The following is a 13,838-nucleotide window of genomic DNA, read 5'->3' as shown; positions in this document are numbered from 1 at the left end:
TGGAGGATCGACAATATCGCCGCCAAGGGCATGCGATATTTCATCGTGATATCGCCGAATCCGATGTTCCGGTATTCGGGTTGGCGTCGCGTTCGGGACGTAGTCATGGAAGGATCCGGATCAACCGTTCATCGAAGGTGTGGCGGCCAGTAGCGACAGGCCTGCCACACTCGTCAACAGGCACCGCAACGCGAAATACCAGGCCGGAATGAAATCCTTTCTCCACAGGACGCCGTCGACGGCCGCGCAGGCGACGAGCACGATCGCCATTCCCGTGAGCCGCGCGCCGATGCCAGGCATCATGAGCACGGCCCACGCCATCAAGGCGGGAATCACGCTCCACCCGTAGAGAACACGCTGGCGGGGCGGCGATTCGGCTGCACGCAGCGCGACACCCCAATGCACGGCGCCGACGAACGACGCGATACACGCGGCGTAGTTCAGCAGCGCGTGCACGTAATCGTCACTGGCAGCCGACGCGTGGACACTCAGCCACGACAGCGCGATGAACGGCACGAGGCCGGCCAGCGCCAACGCTGCGGGCACGCGGTAACGACGCAGGACCGCACGCATGGTCATGGCCTCGGCGGAACGATCAGCGCGCCCTGGCCGCCATCGACGCCGAATTGCTGGCCGGTCACCCATGATGCATCGTCGCTCAACAGGAACGCCGCAAGCGCGGCGGGATCGTCGCCGGCGCCGAGCCGTCCGAGCGGATTCGCGTCCGCGAGGCGCTTCGCGACCTGCGGCGCACTGGTCAGACGCGCGGACATTGCCGAGGCGATCAGGCCGGGATGAATGCAGTTGACGCGAATCCCGCGCGCCGCGTAGGTGGCGGCCGCCGACTGCGCGAGCGCGGCCACCGCGGCTTTCGCGCTGGCGATGGCTTCATGGTTCGGGAAGCCGGCTCTCGAAGCGACGCTGCCGAACAGCACCGCACTGCCCCCTGCCCGAGCGGCGAGCAACACGCGGACGAACGCGCGCAATGCGTTCCATGCCGAGAAGTAATTCGCCGCGAACGCGTCGTGCAGTTCCGCATCCGAAGTCGAATGCATCGGCTTGACGACGATCGAGCCGACGCAATGCGCGAGCCCGCCGGGCACGCCGAAGCGCTCGATGCCCGTCTCGAGCGCGCGATCGAGCGCCGCCGCGTCAGTCGCGTCGGCAGGCGCAACGACCACACGCTCGCGCGACATCGTCTCGGCAAGGGCGCCGAGACGATCCGCGTTTCGTGCGGTGAGCACCATTGAAACGCCCTTGGCGTTCAAACGACGCGCGAGTGCGCTGCCAACGGCCGCCGTTGCACCGCAGATCCAGACAAAAGCCATGGTGACTCCTGTTGCGAGCATCCGTCCCGTACGGCGACCCCGGCGCCTGCATGCGCGGCGCTCGACGACCGCCGCGCGATGCGCGACCGGGTCGCGTCATGCCATTGATTACGGACTTCATTCTATGCCATTTTTGTGTCGAGTGAAGCGACATTGCGACTCACTATACGAACATGACGCAGTATATCCGGGTCAACAGTCACGGAATCCAGCCGTGGGCGCTCGCATGACGTAGAATCCCGGTGTGAGCGCGCAAAATGTGCGCACTATTCCGCATTTTTTAAGATGAATCAGATGACTGCATTTTCCGACTCACCCGCCACCATCGCGATCGTCGGCGCGGGAATTGCCGGCTTGGCCTGCGCGCGCGTCCTCGCCGAAGCGGGTCATCGAGTGACGGTGTTCGAGAAAAGCCGTGGAGTGGGCGGGCGAACGAGTACGCGTCGCGCGGACGGCTGGCAGGCCGATCACGGCGCGCAGTATTTCACTGCGCAACATCCGGCATTCGCCGCCGAAGTCGCGCGATGGGTCGCCAGCGGCGCAGCCGCCCCGTGGGCCGCGCGCGTCGCATCGATTGGCTCGCTCGGGCCGCGGGAATTGCTCGCGCCAGCTCAGCGATACGTGGGCGTGCCGGGCATGACTGCACCGGCGCGGCATCTGTCGGCGGGAATCGAGACGGTGCTCGAGACCACCATCACCGAGTTGATGCACGACGAACAGGGCTGGCGACTGATCTCGGCCGAGCGGGGTGCGCTGGCCGTGCATCACGATGTCGTCATCGTTGCAGTCCCGGCGCCGCAGGCCGTACCGCTCCTGCGGCGCGCCGAACCGGGTCTCGCGGTGATCGCCCAGCGTACCGAGATGCGCCCGGCCTGGGCAGTGATGGCGCAGTGCGGCCATTTGCCCGATCCGGGCTTCGACGCCGCATTCGTCAATTTCGGTCCGCTCGGCTGGATCGCCCATGACACATCCAAGCCGGGGCGCACCGGCGTGAGCACCTGGGTGCTGCACGCGACGCCCGAGTGGAGCCAGGCTAATCTGGAGGCACCGCCCGAGCGGATCACGCGCACGCTGCTGGACGCCTTTCGAGACATCGTGGGCGCCACCGCCGACACGGCAACCGCCCATCGCTGGCGCTATGCCGAGCTGGCGCCGTCGTCTGTCGCGGCTCCCGGCCGATTTGCGTGGCGGGCGGGGCCGCGCATCGGACTGTGCGGCGACTGGCTGGGCGGCGGCAAGATCGAAGGCGCATGGCTCAGCGGCACCGGCCTCGGCAGCGCGGTGGCCGACACCCTGATCACGCACTGAGCGGCACCGCTCGGCGCGCCGCCGCATTGTGGCGGCGACCCGAGCGCGCCTTCGCTTGCCGGCGCGGGTTGCTGCGCTCGCGTGATGCCTCGCTGTTGAAACCACGTCCAAAGCTCGAACCCGCTTCGCTTCGCGAACGCGCAGCTCGCCGGCATCGCGCCCGCGGGGACCAGAGATCATTGGCGATCCGAAGCGAATGACGCACTCACGCCGTACGCGCACGCTTCCCACACGCCGTTTTCGACGAAGGCGGCCGATGACGGAACGGCCGACAGCGATTCGATATTCCGTACGACGCTGTCCGCCTGCATGCGAATCGCTTCGAGCGCCTCGTTATCGAAACGCGCGAGCTGCCGATAGACCATCGCAAGCCGATGGTTGTGTTGCAGCGCGTCCCTGTGCCGATCGAAAAAGTCCCAGTACAACGCGTTGAACGGGCATGCGCGCGCACCGGTTCGGGCATTGCGGTCGTACGCGCAGCCGTTGCAGTAATTGCTCATCCGATGGATGTACGCGGCGCTGGAAACGTAGGGCTTGGTTGCCATTGCGCCGCCGTCGGCGAATTGACTCATGCCGAGCGTGTTCGGCATCTCGACCCATTCGAACGCATCGATATAGACACCGAGATACCATTCATGCACCGCGTGCGGATCCAGCCCGGCCAGCAGCGCAAAGTTGCCGATCACCATCAGCCGCTGGATATGGTGCGCATGCGCGTCTTCGAGCGACTGCCGCAACGCATGCGACATGCAGGCCATTCGGGTGCGGCCATTCCAGAACCAATGCGGCAACGGGCCGCGATGACCGAACGCATTGCTTTTTTCATAGCCCGGCATGCGTGCCCAGTACACACCTCGCACGAACTCGCGCCAGCCCAGTATCTGCCGGATGAACCCTTCGACCGCGGCAAGCGGTGCTGCGCCACTGCGATACGCGTGCTCGGCCCGCGCGACGACTTCGCGCGGATTCAACATTTTCACATTGAGCGCGAACGACAGCATCGAGTGGAACAGTCGGCGAGCACTCCCATGCATCGCGTCCTGGAACTGCCCGAAAAACGGCAGTGCGTGCCGGATGAAGGAGTCGAGGCAGGCGAGCGCTTCGGCTCGATCGACGGGCCAGCGGAAGTCGTCGGCCGACGGCTCCCCGAAACTGCGCACCCCAGCCGCCACGATCTGCCGCCACAGCGCGCGATGATCGTGATGCGGACGCCAGTCGGCCGGTTCCGCAGGCGAGCCGGACCAAGCCTGGCGGTTTTCGGCATCGTAGTTCCATTGGCCGCCTGCCGGCTGCCCTTCCCCGTCGAGCAATACGCGATGGCGCACGCGCATGTTCCGGTAGAAGCGATCCATGATCCATGATCGGCCCGTTCCGAGCACCCGCCCGACCTCGTCGCGCGTCGTGTAGAAATGACCGGTATCGACCGCGCGAACCGGCACGCTCGCCGCTGCCGCATAGGCGCTCAGTTGCTGGTCGACACGCCATTCGTCGGGCAGCAGATACTCGATGCACGCTGCGCCGTGAAGCTCGGCGATACTGTCCAGGTTGGCGGGAATGGCCTGGCGATTGAGCGGGTCGTCGATCTCGATGTAGTGCACGCGATGGCCCGCATCGCGCAACAGCTTCGCGAAGCGACGCATCGCCGCAAAGATGGCAATCAGCTTCTGAGCGTGATGGAGCGTGTAGTCGGTCTCCTGCCGAACCTCCATCAGCACGTATATCGTTTCAGCCCGGACATCGGAAAACCAATGATGATTCGGGTCCAGCTGGTCGCCGAGGACAAGCCTTAATGTCTTCATGGAACGCTTCGCCATTGATGATCGCTGCCCGGGTTGTCGAGACACCTGCATCGCCGCCTCGCGGCACGCCCCACGCCAGAATCTGTCGCCGCGTCACGACCACGCTCGCCCGTCCGTCGGCGGCGCTGTCTGGAAACGCCCGCGTCATTGCGCATCGAACGAAATACCTTGCCCCTCCTAGCTAGCGCCCCGCACCGCGCGACCTGACTGACCTCGCGACACCGAGCGGTACCGCTGCGAAGTATTCTAGTCGGCTCGCACTTCGCGAACCAGCTTCCCGGGTAAAAATCCGCTTTTTGAATCACTTTCCTGCTTCAAATTTCAGACAAACTGCGTACAATCCTGAGACAACAGTACGTCGACTTTAGGAGAGCAACGATGCCCCCTCGCAAGGATCGCGATACTCCTCACCGCTACCGCAGCGGCGAGGCCGCGCGTCTGGCGCGCATGCCGGCAGCAACGCTGAGGATCTGGGAAAGGCGCTATGACGTGATTGCTCCACCCAAAACGCCGTCCGGACAAAGGATGTACTCGGACGACGACGTACAGCGAATCCGTTTGCTGAAAGCGCTCGTCAATCAGGGCCATGCGATCGGCTCGATCGCCAGCCTGAGCCGCGAGGAACTCGAGGCGTTGTCGCTGACGAATACGCATGGCCCGGCGCTTCCCGAGGCGGGTGTGAGCCTCGCGGTCATCGGTGCGCTTTCGATTTCGGAAGCCGCGGTAGAGCGAATGGGAATCCGGATCGCCGCACGAATCGACTCGCTTGACGACGCGAGCGAGCATGCGAGTACGCCAGTAGACGCCCTCATCGCGACGACCACGTCGCTCCATGAGGATGTCGTCTCGCAGCTCGCTGCCTTGGCGCAAAAGCTCAACGCGCATGCCGTGGCCGTCGTGTACGCGTTCGGCACCGCAGAGGCGGTCGAGCTGGCCCGTCTGTCGGGGTTCGAGCTTTTCCGGTCGACGGAAGGCCAGACCAACCCCGCATCCATCATTTCGAGACTGGCGCAAGCCGTCGTCAAGGCGCGCCAGTCGAACGAGGCGGATCGCGGGCTTTGGCTGCGCACGCGGCGACGCTTCGACGAAGCGACGCTCGCGTCGCTCAGCGGTCTGTCCACCACCGTCAAATGCGAGTGTCCGCGTCATCTCTCCGAATTGATCATGCAGCTCGGTGCGTTCGAGCGATACAGTGATGAATGCGTGTCACGATCGCCGGCCGATGCGTTGCTGCACCGCCACCTCGGAGACGCAGCAAACCGCGCGGCCGAATTGCTCGAGACGGCGCTTGCCATCATTCTTCGCGAAGAGGGATTGGGCGGAACGACGCCGGAGCTGAAGGCGCTGTAGCGCGGCAAGCGCCGCTGACTGTTCCGACCTGCCCGCGACGATGGGTGGCGATGCTGCGCAGCACACGTGTCAAGCGCATCGTCGCGCGCAATGTGCCGGCAACGAGTGCCGCCCTTTTGCGACGCGTTCGTCGTTGAGCGGCGACGCCGCGGGTTTGTCCGACCGCACGACAAGCCGTCGATCCAGGACCGGCACACTTGCGCGTGCAACGCAGGGCTTTCCTCGATCATCGAGCCGAAACCGAAGAACGAGCCACCGCGGCAGGGGTTGTCGGCTGCCCGCTCGCGGTTCCAGCATTCGACGCCTTCGCGACGCGATCCGCGAATGCGGAGAGATCGTCGAGCACTGACGCCACCCCTCTCAACGGCGCGCCCAGAACACCGACGATCGACGCATGGCTCACGTTCCCGTAACGCATGACCACGACGGTGTCGCCCATGTCTTGCAATGCGCGCGCGAAGCGGTACGTGTTGCCGGGCTCGACCACCGTGTCGTTCTCCGCGACTGCCAGCCACATCGGCGGCTCTGTACCCTGAATGAATCGAATCGGCTGGCTCGCCGCACGCGCTTCCTGCGGGAATATCTTTTCAAGCGTTGCATCACGCAGCGGCAGGAAGTCATAAGCGCCGGCCAGACCAATCACACCGGCGATATCGCTCTTCTGCATCTCCTGTGCCGCCAGATAGCGGCCGTCGGTCGCAAGCAATGCGGCAATCTGTGCGCCCGCGGAGTGCCCCATCAGAAACAGGCGACGCGGATCGCCGCCGAACGCAACTGCGTGCTCGCGTGCCCACGCCACCGCCTGCGCCGCATCGTCGACGAAACCGGGAAAGGTGGTCGCCGGATACGTCCTGTAGTCGGGCAACACGGCAACAAAACCCCTCGACGCCAGTGCCTCTCCCACGAAGAGATAGTCCTTGCGCTCGCCGGACTGCCAGCTTCCGCCGTAAAAGAACACGACCACAGGCGCGCCCGCATTCGCATCGGCCGGCCAGTGATGCAAGACGCGCGCGGGCAAGTAGACGTCGAGCACTTGACGCTCGCCGGGTCCGTACGGGATATCTGCGAAAAGACTGAACGTGTACCTCGGCGTTAGCGCGTTCAGAAGCCGCACCGGACTACACGCGCAGAGGAAACCGACCGCGAGCAGCACCGACAGGACGGCCAGTCCGGCTTTCATGTTCATGCAAATCTCCTTACCTGACGATTCCGGTCGCATCCGCCGCCGTGTATGGGGATTTACGGAACTTGCGCGGACGCGGATGCATGCATCGCACGACAGCCGACACCCGCCGTCCAGGAGCTACGAGCGGATGTTCATTGTTCGGGCGCCGGCACGCTCAGGCAATCTAGCGTCTCGTTCGAACGCCCTGCCCGGATGCCGACCAGTTGACCCGTCGGCCCGGTTCAAACCCCGACGCTGCGCGACATGAGGTGCGCTATCCCAATGCGTTGCAGCGGCAACATCGTAAGCGGCCGTGCAGTCCACAGCGCTACCGGCCACCGGGTGCCCGCTCAACGGCATCCAGATATTCCCTTCGCAAGTGCATCCGTCCGCAGTGCAGCGTCGTATTGGAGATGAGAATCGACGCGGAATGCCGACAATCGCTCCCTGCACAGCTATCGTCTGGGAATGGTTCCGCTCGTCGACGATATTGAGAGCCGTCTGCCATGAACGTTCTACCTGCCACTTTCCCCGAGATGCAACGTCGCCGTGGCGGCTGGATCGATTTCGATTGTCGTCGAGGGCGACGTAACGCTTTGCTCGGCGCGCACATATGTGCACCACTGATGCACGCGGCATGGCGACCATGTCGTTACTGATCCCGCGCGAACGATCATGACAAGTGCTACGAATCAAGGAACGTCGAGCACGCCAGCGCTGGGCGCCGCTCGCGTGTACGTCTATCTCGCGACGACCCAGATAGGATGGCTGGCATGCGTGATGACTGCCGCATCGCAACGCGCCGCGTGGGGAGTCGCGTATGCGCTGATCGCGACGGTCGGCCATCTTCTCTTCGCGCGCCGACCGTCCTCCGAGGCGCGGCTCGTCCTCACGGTCACGGTGTCCGGATGGTTATGGGACAGTGCCGTTGCGCATTCCGGCCTGCTTGTGTACCCGAACGGCGTTTTGCTCGAAGGAACGGCGCCGTACTGGCTTGCGGGGCTATGGGCGCTGTTCGCAATTCAACTCAATACTTTGCTGCACTGGCTCCGGGAGCGACCGCTCATCTCGGTGCTCGTCGGCGCATTCGCAGGCCCGGCGTCCTTTCGCGCAGGTGCGGCGCTGGGGGCCGTTCATTTCAACGATCCGACTGCAGCGCTCGTCGTTATCGCAACCGGCTGGGCGTTCATCTTGCCGGCCGCGCTCGCGATTGCACGCCATTGGGACGGAGTAACGCCCCTTTCTCCGCCAACAATCCGCGCAGACGTCATGAATGACGCCCGCGCCGAATAGAGACATTGGCTCGATAGAGCCGGAAATTCACAAGCTCGCTTCATCGCCGATCCCGTTCACATTGCCAACGCACCTTCTCAGGCAACGCACATGACAAGCTCCGAATTGCCGTATCAATCCCGCCCCGTTATCGTATGGTTTCGTGATGACCAGCGGCTCAGCGACAATCCCGCACTTTCTCATGCGGTCAGTACCGGCCATCCTGTTGTTTGCGTATACGTGTACGACCCTGCCCCGAAGCTCGGGCGTCTCATGGGCGGTGCGCAACGGTGGTGGCTGCACGAGTCCTTGAGAAAACTCGATGACGCGCTTTCCGCTCTCGGTGGCTCGCTGATCGTGCTTCGCGGAAACGAACATGAAGCCATCAGGAGTCTCGCCCTCGAGACCCAGGCGGCAATGGTTTTGTGGAATCGCCGCTACTCGAAAGCGAAAACGGAAATAGATGCATCGATCAAGAAAGACTTGATCGGCCGCGGAATCGAAGTGTCAACATTCAATGGCCATCTTTTGCGGGAACCTTGGACAGTCACCACACGTGAAGGCTTGCCGTTTCAGGTGTTCAGCGCGTACTGGAGAGCCGCTCAGCGCGATAATTTTTTCCCGCCATGTCCACTGTCGGCGCCCTCTCGGATCACGTTCTTTGCCGTCTCCAAAAACGTTAGCGCACACCTCTGTACGCTTGCCGAGCTTGCACTGCAGCCCTCAATGCCTGACTGGGCGGAGGGGCTGCGTGCGACCTGGCGATGCGGCGAGGATGCGGCTGGACATCAACTTGAGGCCTTCATTGAACACTCGTTTTCCGATTATGCCGGCGCACGCGATTTTCCAGCCACTCAAGCGACGAGCCGGCTTTCTCCTTATCTTCGCTTTGGCAACATCTCGGCTCGGCAAGTGTGGTATGCGACGTTATCAGCGGTAGACGCCATGCGAAGCAGGCGAGTGGTTCGCATTGACGATTCCAAAAATGAGTCGTTGAACAAGTTCTTTAGTGAACTCGGATGGAGAGAATTCTCGTATTATCTTCTCTATCACTGCAAACCCCTTCATCAGTTTAATTTTCGGCGTCAGTTTGACTCTATGCCGTGGCGCACCGACGCAAAGGCGCTTCGCATGTGGCAAATGGGAAAGACAGGATACCCGCTGGTAGACGCCGGCATGCGCGAGCTTTGGCACACTGGCTGGATGCACAACCGCGTGCGCATGGTGACAGCGTCATTTCTCACAAAGCACTTGCTCATTGATTGGCGTGAGGGCGAAGCATGGTTCTGGGATACGCTGGTTGACGCCGATGAGGCAAGCAATCCCGCCGGTTGGCAATGGGTTTCAGGAAGCGGCGCTGACGCAGCCCCGTATTTTCGAATCTTCAATCCTGTCTTGCAGGGGAAAAAATTCGATCCGAAAGGCGAATACACGCGGCGGTGGGTGCCCGAACTCTCCGCACTTCCCGCCGAATCCGTCCACAGCCCATGGACCGCTTCTACTGAAGCGCTGCAAAAAGCATCCATCAGTCTCGGCGCAAGTTATCCCTTTCCGATCGTGGATCACCAGCTTGCACGCGCGCGAGCCCTCAGCTCGTTAGATATCCTGGATACCCAAAGCCAAAGGAAGTGATCCTCGGTCGTTATCGAGAAGGTACGGGACGGCACGGGCAACTTCAGCTACAACCCGGCCACCGGCAAGTTCGTCGATCTCGTCGAAGCCGGTATCGTCGATCCCACCACGGTGACGCGCACTGTGCTGCAAGCTCGATCGCTGCGATCGAGCACGAATCGTCGGTTGCAACGTTCGGGCTCGACCGTGCGAAAGAAGCGCCCTGACGACACACCGGGGTCGCGGTGATGTGCAGAAGCGTGCCGCCCGCTTCCGCACATCACGTTCTCTGTCAGATACAGGCTGAAGTATCAGGGCATCAGCACGGAGTCGACCACGTGAATCACGCCATTGGACTGCATGACATCGCCGATCGTTACGTGCGCGACGTTACCCTTGTCGTCGGTGATGGCCAGCCCGTTCGTGCCACGGCCGACGATCAGGGCGTCACCTTCGACTGTCTTCAGCGTCGCCTTGCCGCCACCTTGGTCGACCGCCTTGGCAAGGTCGAGTGCCGTGAGTCGTCCCGGTACGACGTGATACGTGAGCACCTTGACGAGCACACCCTTGTTCTCCGGCTTCAATAACGTCTGCACCGTGCCAGCCGGCAACGCAGCGAATGCCTCGTTGGTCGGTGCAAATACCGTGAACGGCCCTTTGCTCGACAATGTGTCGACCAGCCCCCCGGCCTTGACCGCTTCGACCAACGTCGTGTGATCATGAGAATTCACCGCGTTTTCGACGATGTTCCTGGACGGGTACATCGCAGCGCCGCCCACCTCGACCGTCTGCTCCATCGACATGGATCCTGCCTCGGCGGCCTGCGCGTAAATGCACGTTGCGAATGCAAGGGCGAGCGCCACGCCCCCCAGTTTTGCTTTGCTGCAAGATTTCATTTGGGTTCTCCGGGAAATTTGCCGCTGTTGGCTGGAAGCATTCGGATATACGAGTCGAACCGCGCAGCGGATCCGCGGTTGACCACTTCATCGTGACCAGATCTGCGGCCGGGGGACTGCCAAGGGTGTCGAAATCATGTCCATCTGCGGACGTCACTGCATCCGTTCTTGCTTTGCCGCCGTATATGGGTGTGCCATCCAGCCAAGGTGCTTGGCGTCCCACCTCGGGAAATGGCGTCGCGATGGCATCCAGAGGAGACAACTCATGAAGCGTTCCATTGGTATCGCAGTTGCCGCAGCGGCGCTGTTCGCGCTCAGCGCTTGCGGAGGCGGAGATGACATTGCTCCAGCGTTCGCGCAGCACCCGGAGAATCAGGCCATCTGGGCCGCGCTCGGAGGTGATTCGGCTGCCCCCGGCGTGGTGGCCGGCGTGGTCAATGCAGCTGTCGCAGGCCTTTTGGCGGACCCGGTCGAGGCGCCGTATTTTGCGGCGGTAACCGGTAATGCCAGCCACAGCAGTGCAGCCCATGACACGCCCGCACGGCTTGAAGCATGCCTCACGCTGCAGTTTGAATCGCTCCTCGGCGGTCCGTACACCTACCCTGGCCCGGTCAAGGTCGCGGGAGACATCGACTCCCAGCCGGAGATGTGCCAAGACATGACGGCTGCCCATAACGACGTCGGCGTTCCCGGCTGCGTGTTCGACCAGTTCATGGTAGATCTCGTCGCGACGCTGCAAAGCAAACTCTCGGCCGCAGACTTTGCAGCACTGACGTCGACGACAAACGGAACGTACGCGCTCACCGAGAAAAATTCAGCCGGCATCCCGGTTGGCACGAAGTTCCAGTTCAGTGCGGTACCAGCCCTGTTCAACCTGCGTAGTACCGTAATCAACGCCACGCCCGGCGGCCCGGTGTATCTTCCCCCGACGGTTGCAACATCATGCACGGGCTGACTGCGGTGCGCAGAACTCACGTGATTGCCTGGCTCACTGCGGCAATCCTCGTGAGTGTTGCCGCGATCGGCTGGTTGCACACGTCACAGGGGCGACGGCTCCTCACCGAGCTTGGCGTGCAGTGTCCAGTCGATTCCGTCGACTCCCGAACGGTGCTGTCGATTCGCAACAAAGCCATTTTGCTGGAGAAGGGCGTATCAGCGGCCCCTAACCGTCCTGCGTTCGGCCTGCAGCTTGATCGCAGTACCGAACGAGAAGTGTTGGAAAGAATGTCGCGGGACAAAGCGCAATGCCTCGAATTGTCCCGAGGCTTGCGCTACCTGCGCTGTCGGGGAGTGCCGGCAGAAACGCTCGGCTCGCATGGCCCACCAGTGAGCGAAATATGGTTCAGCTTCGCGCCGGATCGCACGCTGATGGCCATCAATGTGTACCGTCGCGACATGTCCGTAGCTGAAACACGGCAGAGCTGGCAGATAGCCGTCCAGAATCTGCGCAATTTGCTCGGTGCGCCAACATCCGTGTCTGGAGATACAACGCTGGAATCGCTTATAGGCAAACCCGTGGCGGTTGCACGGGTGAGCTACGCCTATTCGGATTACGTTGCGACAGTTACCGCATCCCACTTGCCATACGGGGGACTGGCAGTCCGCGAGCAGTATATGTCGACCGCGGCCAAGCAAGAAGGATGAAGACTTTGACGAGATGCCCGACCACGGTCCGGCATCTCGCGAACCTCACCGCTGGTGAAGATCGTCGGGAGTCAGTAAGCGAACCAGTCCGCATTCCAGCAACGACGACGTTCCAATTCAGCATCAATTTGTTAGAACTCTTAATAATGTAGCCTGTATAAGAATCGCCCCGACGACAAAGTGACTCACTTACTGCGCCGGCTTGTTCCACCGACTAACCCGCGCTCGCGCGCCCATACGATCGCCTCGCCGCGCCTGTTCACGTCGAGCACCGCAAAGCCGTCGGCCGTGACCTCGCCAAAAAAGCATGAGCCTGCACGCAAGAACGAGCCATTAGAAATTGCGTGCCAGGCCGACCATGAACATGTCCTGATCCTTGTCGTTGCCCGTTGCGACACGATTGAAGCGCAAGCTGGCAGCCCAATCGTTCGTGATCTGATAGCTCACCTGCGCGCTGAGCAAGGCATTGAGTCTCGTCTTGCTCGAGACTTCGTCCCGATCGCGTGAGAGATACGGACCTACGCCTGCGGAAAGCGTCCATTTGCTCTTGATCGGCGCGACGTACCAGAGTTGCGCTGCCACGCCTCTTCGACCGGCGACGCCATTATTGCCTTCGTAGACGAAGCTCGCCGAATAGGCCCACGCATTGCCGAGCGGCCGCTTGACTTCGACCATATACCCTTTTTCGATCGGCACTTGAGGACGGTTCGTCTGCGACGTCCCGGCCCAAACGCCAACCTGCGTCTTGCCGTCCGAAAGCGCGGGGCCGGGATCGCCGCCGAAATCCGAGCCGATGCCGAAGAGCACCGCGTCGGAATTGAATCCGCCAATCATCTGGACGTGGTTGTACTGGACCTTGAGGAAGAAGCGGTTGGGAACGACGTAATACCGCACCCCTGCCGACGCACGCACACCCCAGCGCTTGTCGTTGCGCACCGCGTTGTCGACATGCGTCGTGTCCATGCTGAAATACGGTCCCGCCGAGAATTCGAGCGCCACGCGGTTGCCGACCGGCCAGCGAAACGAACCCAGGGCGGCGAAGCCGTCACGGTGGTGATCCAGCGGATGCCCCTCGTTCACATACGCGAGGTAGACCGAGAGGTAGTCATTCAAGACGTCGCCGAAGCCGACTTCGTAGGCGCGCCAATGCATGTCGCCGCCCTCGGTCGCGCGTCCGTCGCCATACACGGCATAGACGTTGATTTTTCTTTCAGTTGGCTTGACCCCGGTCGGCAAGCTCGACGGACTGTCCTCTGCGTGAACGTGGCCTGGGCCGGCCAGAATTGCCAGACCGGCGATCGAGCTTGTGAGCACGAAGCGCGAATAGATGCGACGGCACTGTCCCATTTGGACACCCCCCTCACTCTGGTCACAGCGATTTCCTGGACAAGCTGACAGCGATTATAGGCTGCCTCGGGTAACAGGGGCCAGGCCAGTCGCTACGCCGGTTGTAGCGTTTACGAGC

General features: G+C 62.3%; 12 protein-coding genes and 1 pseudogene. 6 read left to right on the top strand and 7 right to left on the bottom strand.

Features of this window, described 5'->3' with window-relative positions:
- The 3 genes and pseudogenes from DIE08_RS36465 to DIE08_RS33825 all read right to left on the bottom strand — a co-directional run.
- Positions 1-107: pseudogene (locus DIE08_RS36465) on the bottom strand (succinate dehydrogenase, cytochrome b556 subunit); the annotation flags it as partial.
- Between the two features lie 13 nt (positions 108-120).
- A complete protein-coding gene (locus DIE08_RS33830; RefSeq protein WP_226116520.1) occupies positions 121-573 on the bottom strand; it encodes a DUF3429 domain-containing protein in 453 nt (150 codons plus the stop codon).
- A gap of 2 nt (positions 574-575) precedes the next feature.
- The gene (locus DIE08_RS33825; protein ID WP_124906152.1) at positions 576-1,328 is read right to left on the bottom strand and encodes an SDR family NAD(P)-dependent oxidoreductase; all 753 of its coding nucleotides are present in this window, start codon (positions 1,326-1,328) and stop codon (positions 576-578) included.
- 285 nt (positions 1,329-1,613) lie between these two features.
- On the opposite strand from DIE08_RS33825, the gene DIE08_RS33820 reads away from it, so the two are divergent.
- Entirely contained in the window at positions 1,614-2,636 is a 1,023-nt protein-coding gene (locus tag DIE08_RS33820) for an FAD-dependent oxidoreductase (RefSeq protein ID WP_311768961.1), read from the top strand.
- A 176-nt stretch (positions 2,637-2,812) separates the two neighbouring features.
- Here the strand turns inward: DIE08_RS33820 and DIE08_RS33815 are convergent, their stop codons facing one another.
- Positions 2,813-4,435 (bottom strand): cryptochrome/photolyase family protein, encoded by a 1,623-nt coding sequence (locus DIE08_RS33815; RefSeq protein WP_260436624.1) that lies wholly within the window; start codon positions 4,433-4,435, stop codon positions 2,813-2,815.
- Positions 4,436-4,813: 378 nt separating this feature from the next.
- On the opposite strand from DIE08_RS33815, the gene DIE08_RS33810 reads away from it, so the two are divergent.
- Positions 4,814-5,785, top strand: coding sequence for a MerR family transcriptional regulator (locus DIE08_RS33810; RefSeq protein WP_059603668.1), 972 nt, complete (start codon positions 4,814-4,816; stop codon positions 5,783-5,785).
- A gap of 226 nt (positions 5,786-6,011) precedes the next feature.
- Here DIE08_RS33810 and DIE08_RS33805 read toward each other — a convergent pair whose 3' ends face one another.
- Positions 6,012-6,971: an alpha/beta hydrolase gene (locus DIE08_RS33805; RefSeq protein WP_124906150.1), complete on the bottom strand. Its 960-nt coding sequence runs from the start codon at positions 6,969-6,971 to the stop codon at positions 6,012-6,014.
- Positions 6,972-7,682: 711 nt separating this feature from the next.
- On the opposite strand from DIE08_RS33805, the gene DIE08_RS33800 reads away from it, so the two are divergent.
- Together DIE08_RS33800 and DIE08_RS33795 are read left to right on the top strand one after the other, a co-directional pair.
- A complete protein-coding gene (locus DIE08_RS33800; protein ID WP_260436623.1) occupies positions 7,683-8,243 on the top strand; it encodes a DUF2878 domain-containing protein in 561 nt (186 codons plus the stop codon).
- Between the two features lie 90 nt (positions 8,244-8,333).
- A complete protein-coding gene (locus DIE08_RS33795; protein WP_124906146.1) occupies positions 8,334-9,854 on the top strand; it encodes a deoxyribodipyrimidine photo-lyase in 1,521 nt (506 codons plus the stop codon).
- A 290-nt stretch (positions 9,855-10,144) separates the two neighbouring features.
- On the opposite strand, the gene DIE08_RS33790 is transcribed toward DIE08_RS33795, so the two are convergent.
- Positions 10,145-10,729, bottom strand: coding sequence for a fasciclin domain-containing protein (locus DIE08_RS33790; protein ID WP_124906144.1), 585 nt, complete (start codon positions 10,727-10,729; stop codon positions 10,145-10,147).
- Positions 10,730-10,994: 265 nt separating this feature from the next.
- On the opposite strand from DIE08_RS33790, the gene DIE08_RS33785 reads away from it, so the two are divergent.
- Together DIE08_RS33785 and DIE08_RS33780 are read left to right on the top strand one after the other, a co-directional pair.
- Positions 10,995-11,684 (top strand): hypothetical protein, encoded by a 690-nt coding sequence (locus DIE08_RS33785; RefSeq protein ID WP_124906142.1) that lies wholly within the window; start codon positions 10,995-10,997, stop codon positions 11,682-11,684.
- 20 nt (positions 11,685-11,704) lie between these two features.
- On the top strand, positions 11,705-12,373 hold the full coding sequence (locus DIE08_RS33780; protein WP_124906140.1) for a hypothetical protein: 669 nt from the start codon (positions 11,705-11,707) through the stop codon (positions 12,371-12,373).
- A 333-nt stretch (positions 12,374-12,706) separates the two neighbouring features.
- Here the strand turns inward: DIE08_RS33780 and DIE08_RS33775 are convergent, their stop codons facing one another.
- Positions 12,707-13,720, bottom strand: a complete 1,014-nt coding sequence (locus DIE08_RS33775) for a hypothetical protein (RefSeq protein WP_124906138.1) — start codon at positions 13,718-13,720, stop codon at positions 12,707-12,709.
- Positions 13,721-13,838: the final 118 nt, after the last annotated feature.

This window comes from Burkholderia sp. Bp9004, assembly GCF_003858025.1.
GTDB lineage: Bacteria > Pseudomonadota > Gammaproteobacteria > Burkholderiales > Burkholderiaceae > Burkholderia > Burkholderia diffusa.
Note: the sequence above shows the minus strand (reverse complement) of the source record. Positions and strands in the feature narration are given on the sequence as shown.

Excerpts from the sequence above, each read along its gene's own strand:
- DIE08_RS33830 (WP_226116520.1), bottom strand. The coding sequence starts at position 573 with ATGCGTGCGGTCCTGCGTCGTTACCGCGTGCCCGCAGCGTTGGCGCTG.
- DIE08_RS33790 (WP_124906144.1), bottom strand. The coding sequence starts at position 10,729 with ATGAAATCTTGCAGCAAAGCAAAACTGGGGGGCGTGGCGCTCGCCCTT.
- DIE08_RS33805 (WP_124906150.1), bottom strand. The coding sequence starts at position 6,971 with ATGAACATGAAAGCCGGACTGGCCGTCCTGTCGGTGCTGCTCGCGGTC.
- DIE08_RS33785 (WP_124906142.1), top strand. The coding sequence starts at position 10,995 with ATGAAGCGTTCCATTGGTATCGCAGTTGCCGCAGCGGCGCTGTTCGCG.
- DIE08_RS33815 (WP_260436624.1), bottom strand. The coding sequence starts at position 4,435 with ATGAAGACATTAAGGCTTGTCCTCGGCGACCAGCTGGACCCGAATCAT.
- DIE08_RS33820 (WP_311768961.1), top strand. The coding sequence starts at position 1,614 with ATGAATCAGATGACTGCATTTTCCGACTCACCCGCCACCATCGCGATC.
- DIE08_RS33810 (WP_059603668.1), top strand. The coding sequence starts at position 4,814 with ATGCCCCCTCGCAAGGATCGCGATACTCCTCACCGCTACCGCAGCGGC.
- DIE08_RS33795 (WP_124906146.1), top strand. The coding sequence starts at position 8,334 with ATGACAAGCTCCGAATTGCCGTATCAATCCCGCCCCGTTATCGTATGG.
- DIE08_RS33775 (WP_124906138.1), bottom strand. The coding sequence starts at position 13,720 with ATGGGACAGTGCCGTCGCATCTATTCGCGCTTCGTGCTCACAAGCTCG.
- DIE08_RS33825 (WP_124906152.1), bottom strand. The coding sequence starts at position 1,328 with ATGGCTTTTGTCTGGATCTGCGGTGCAACGGCGGCCGTTGGCAGCGCA.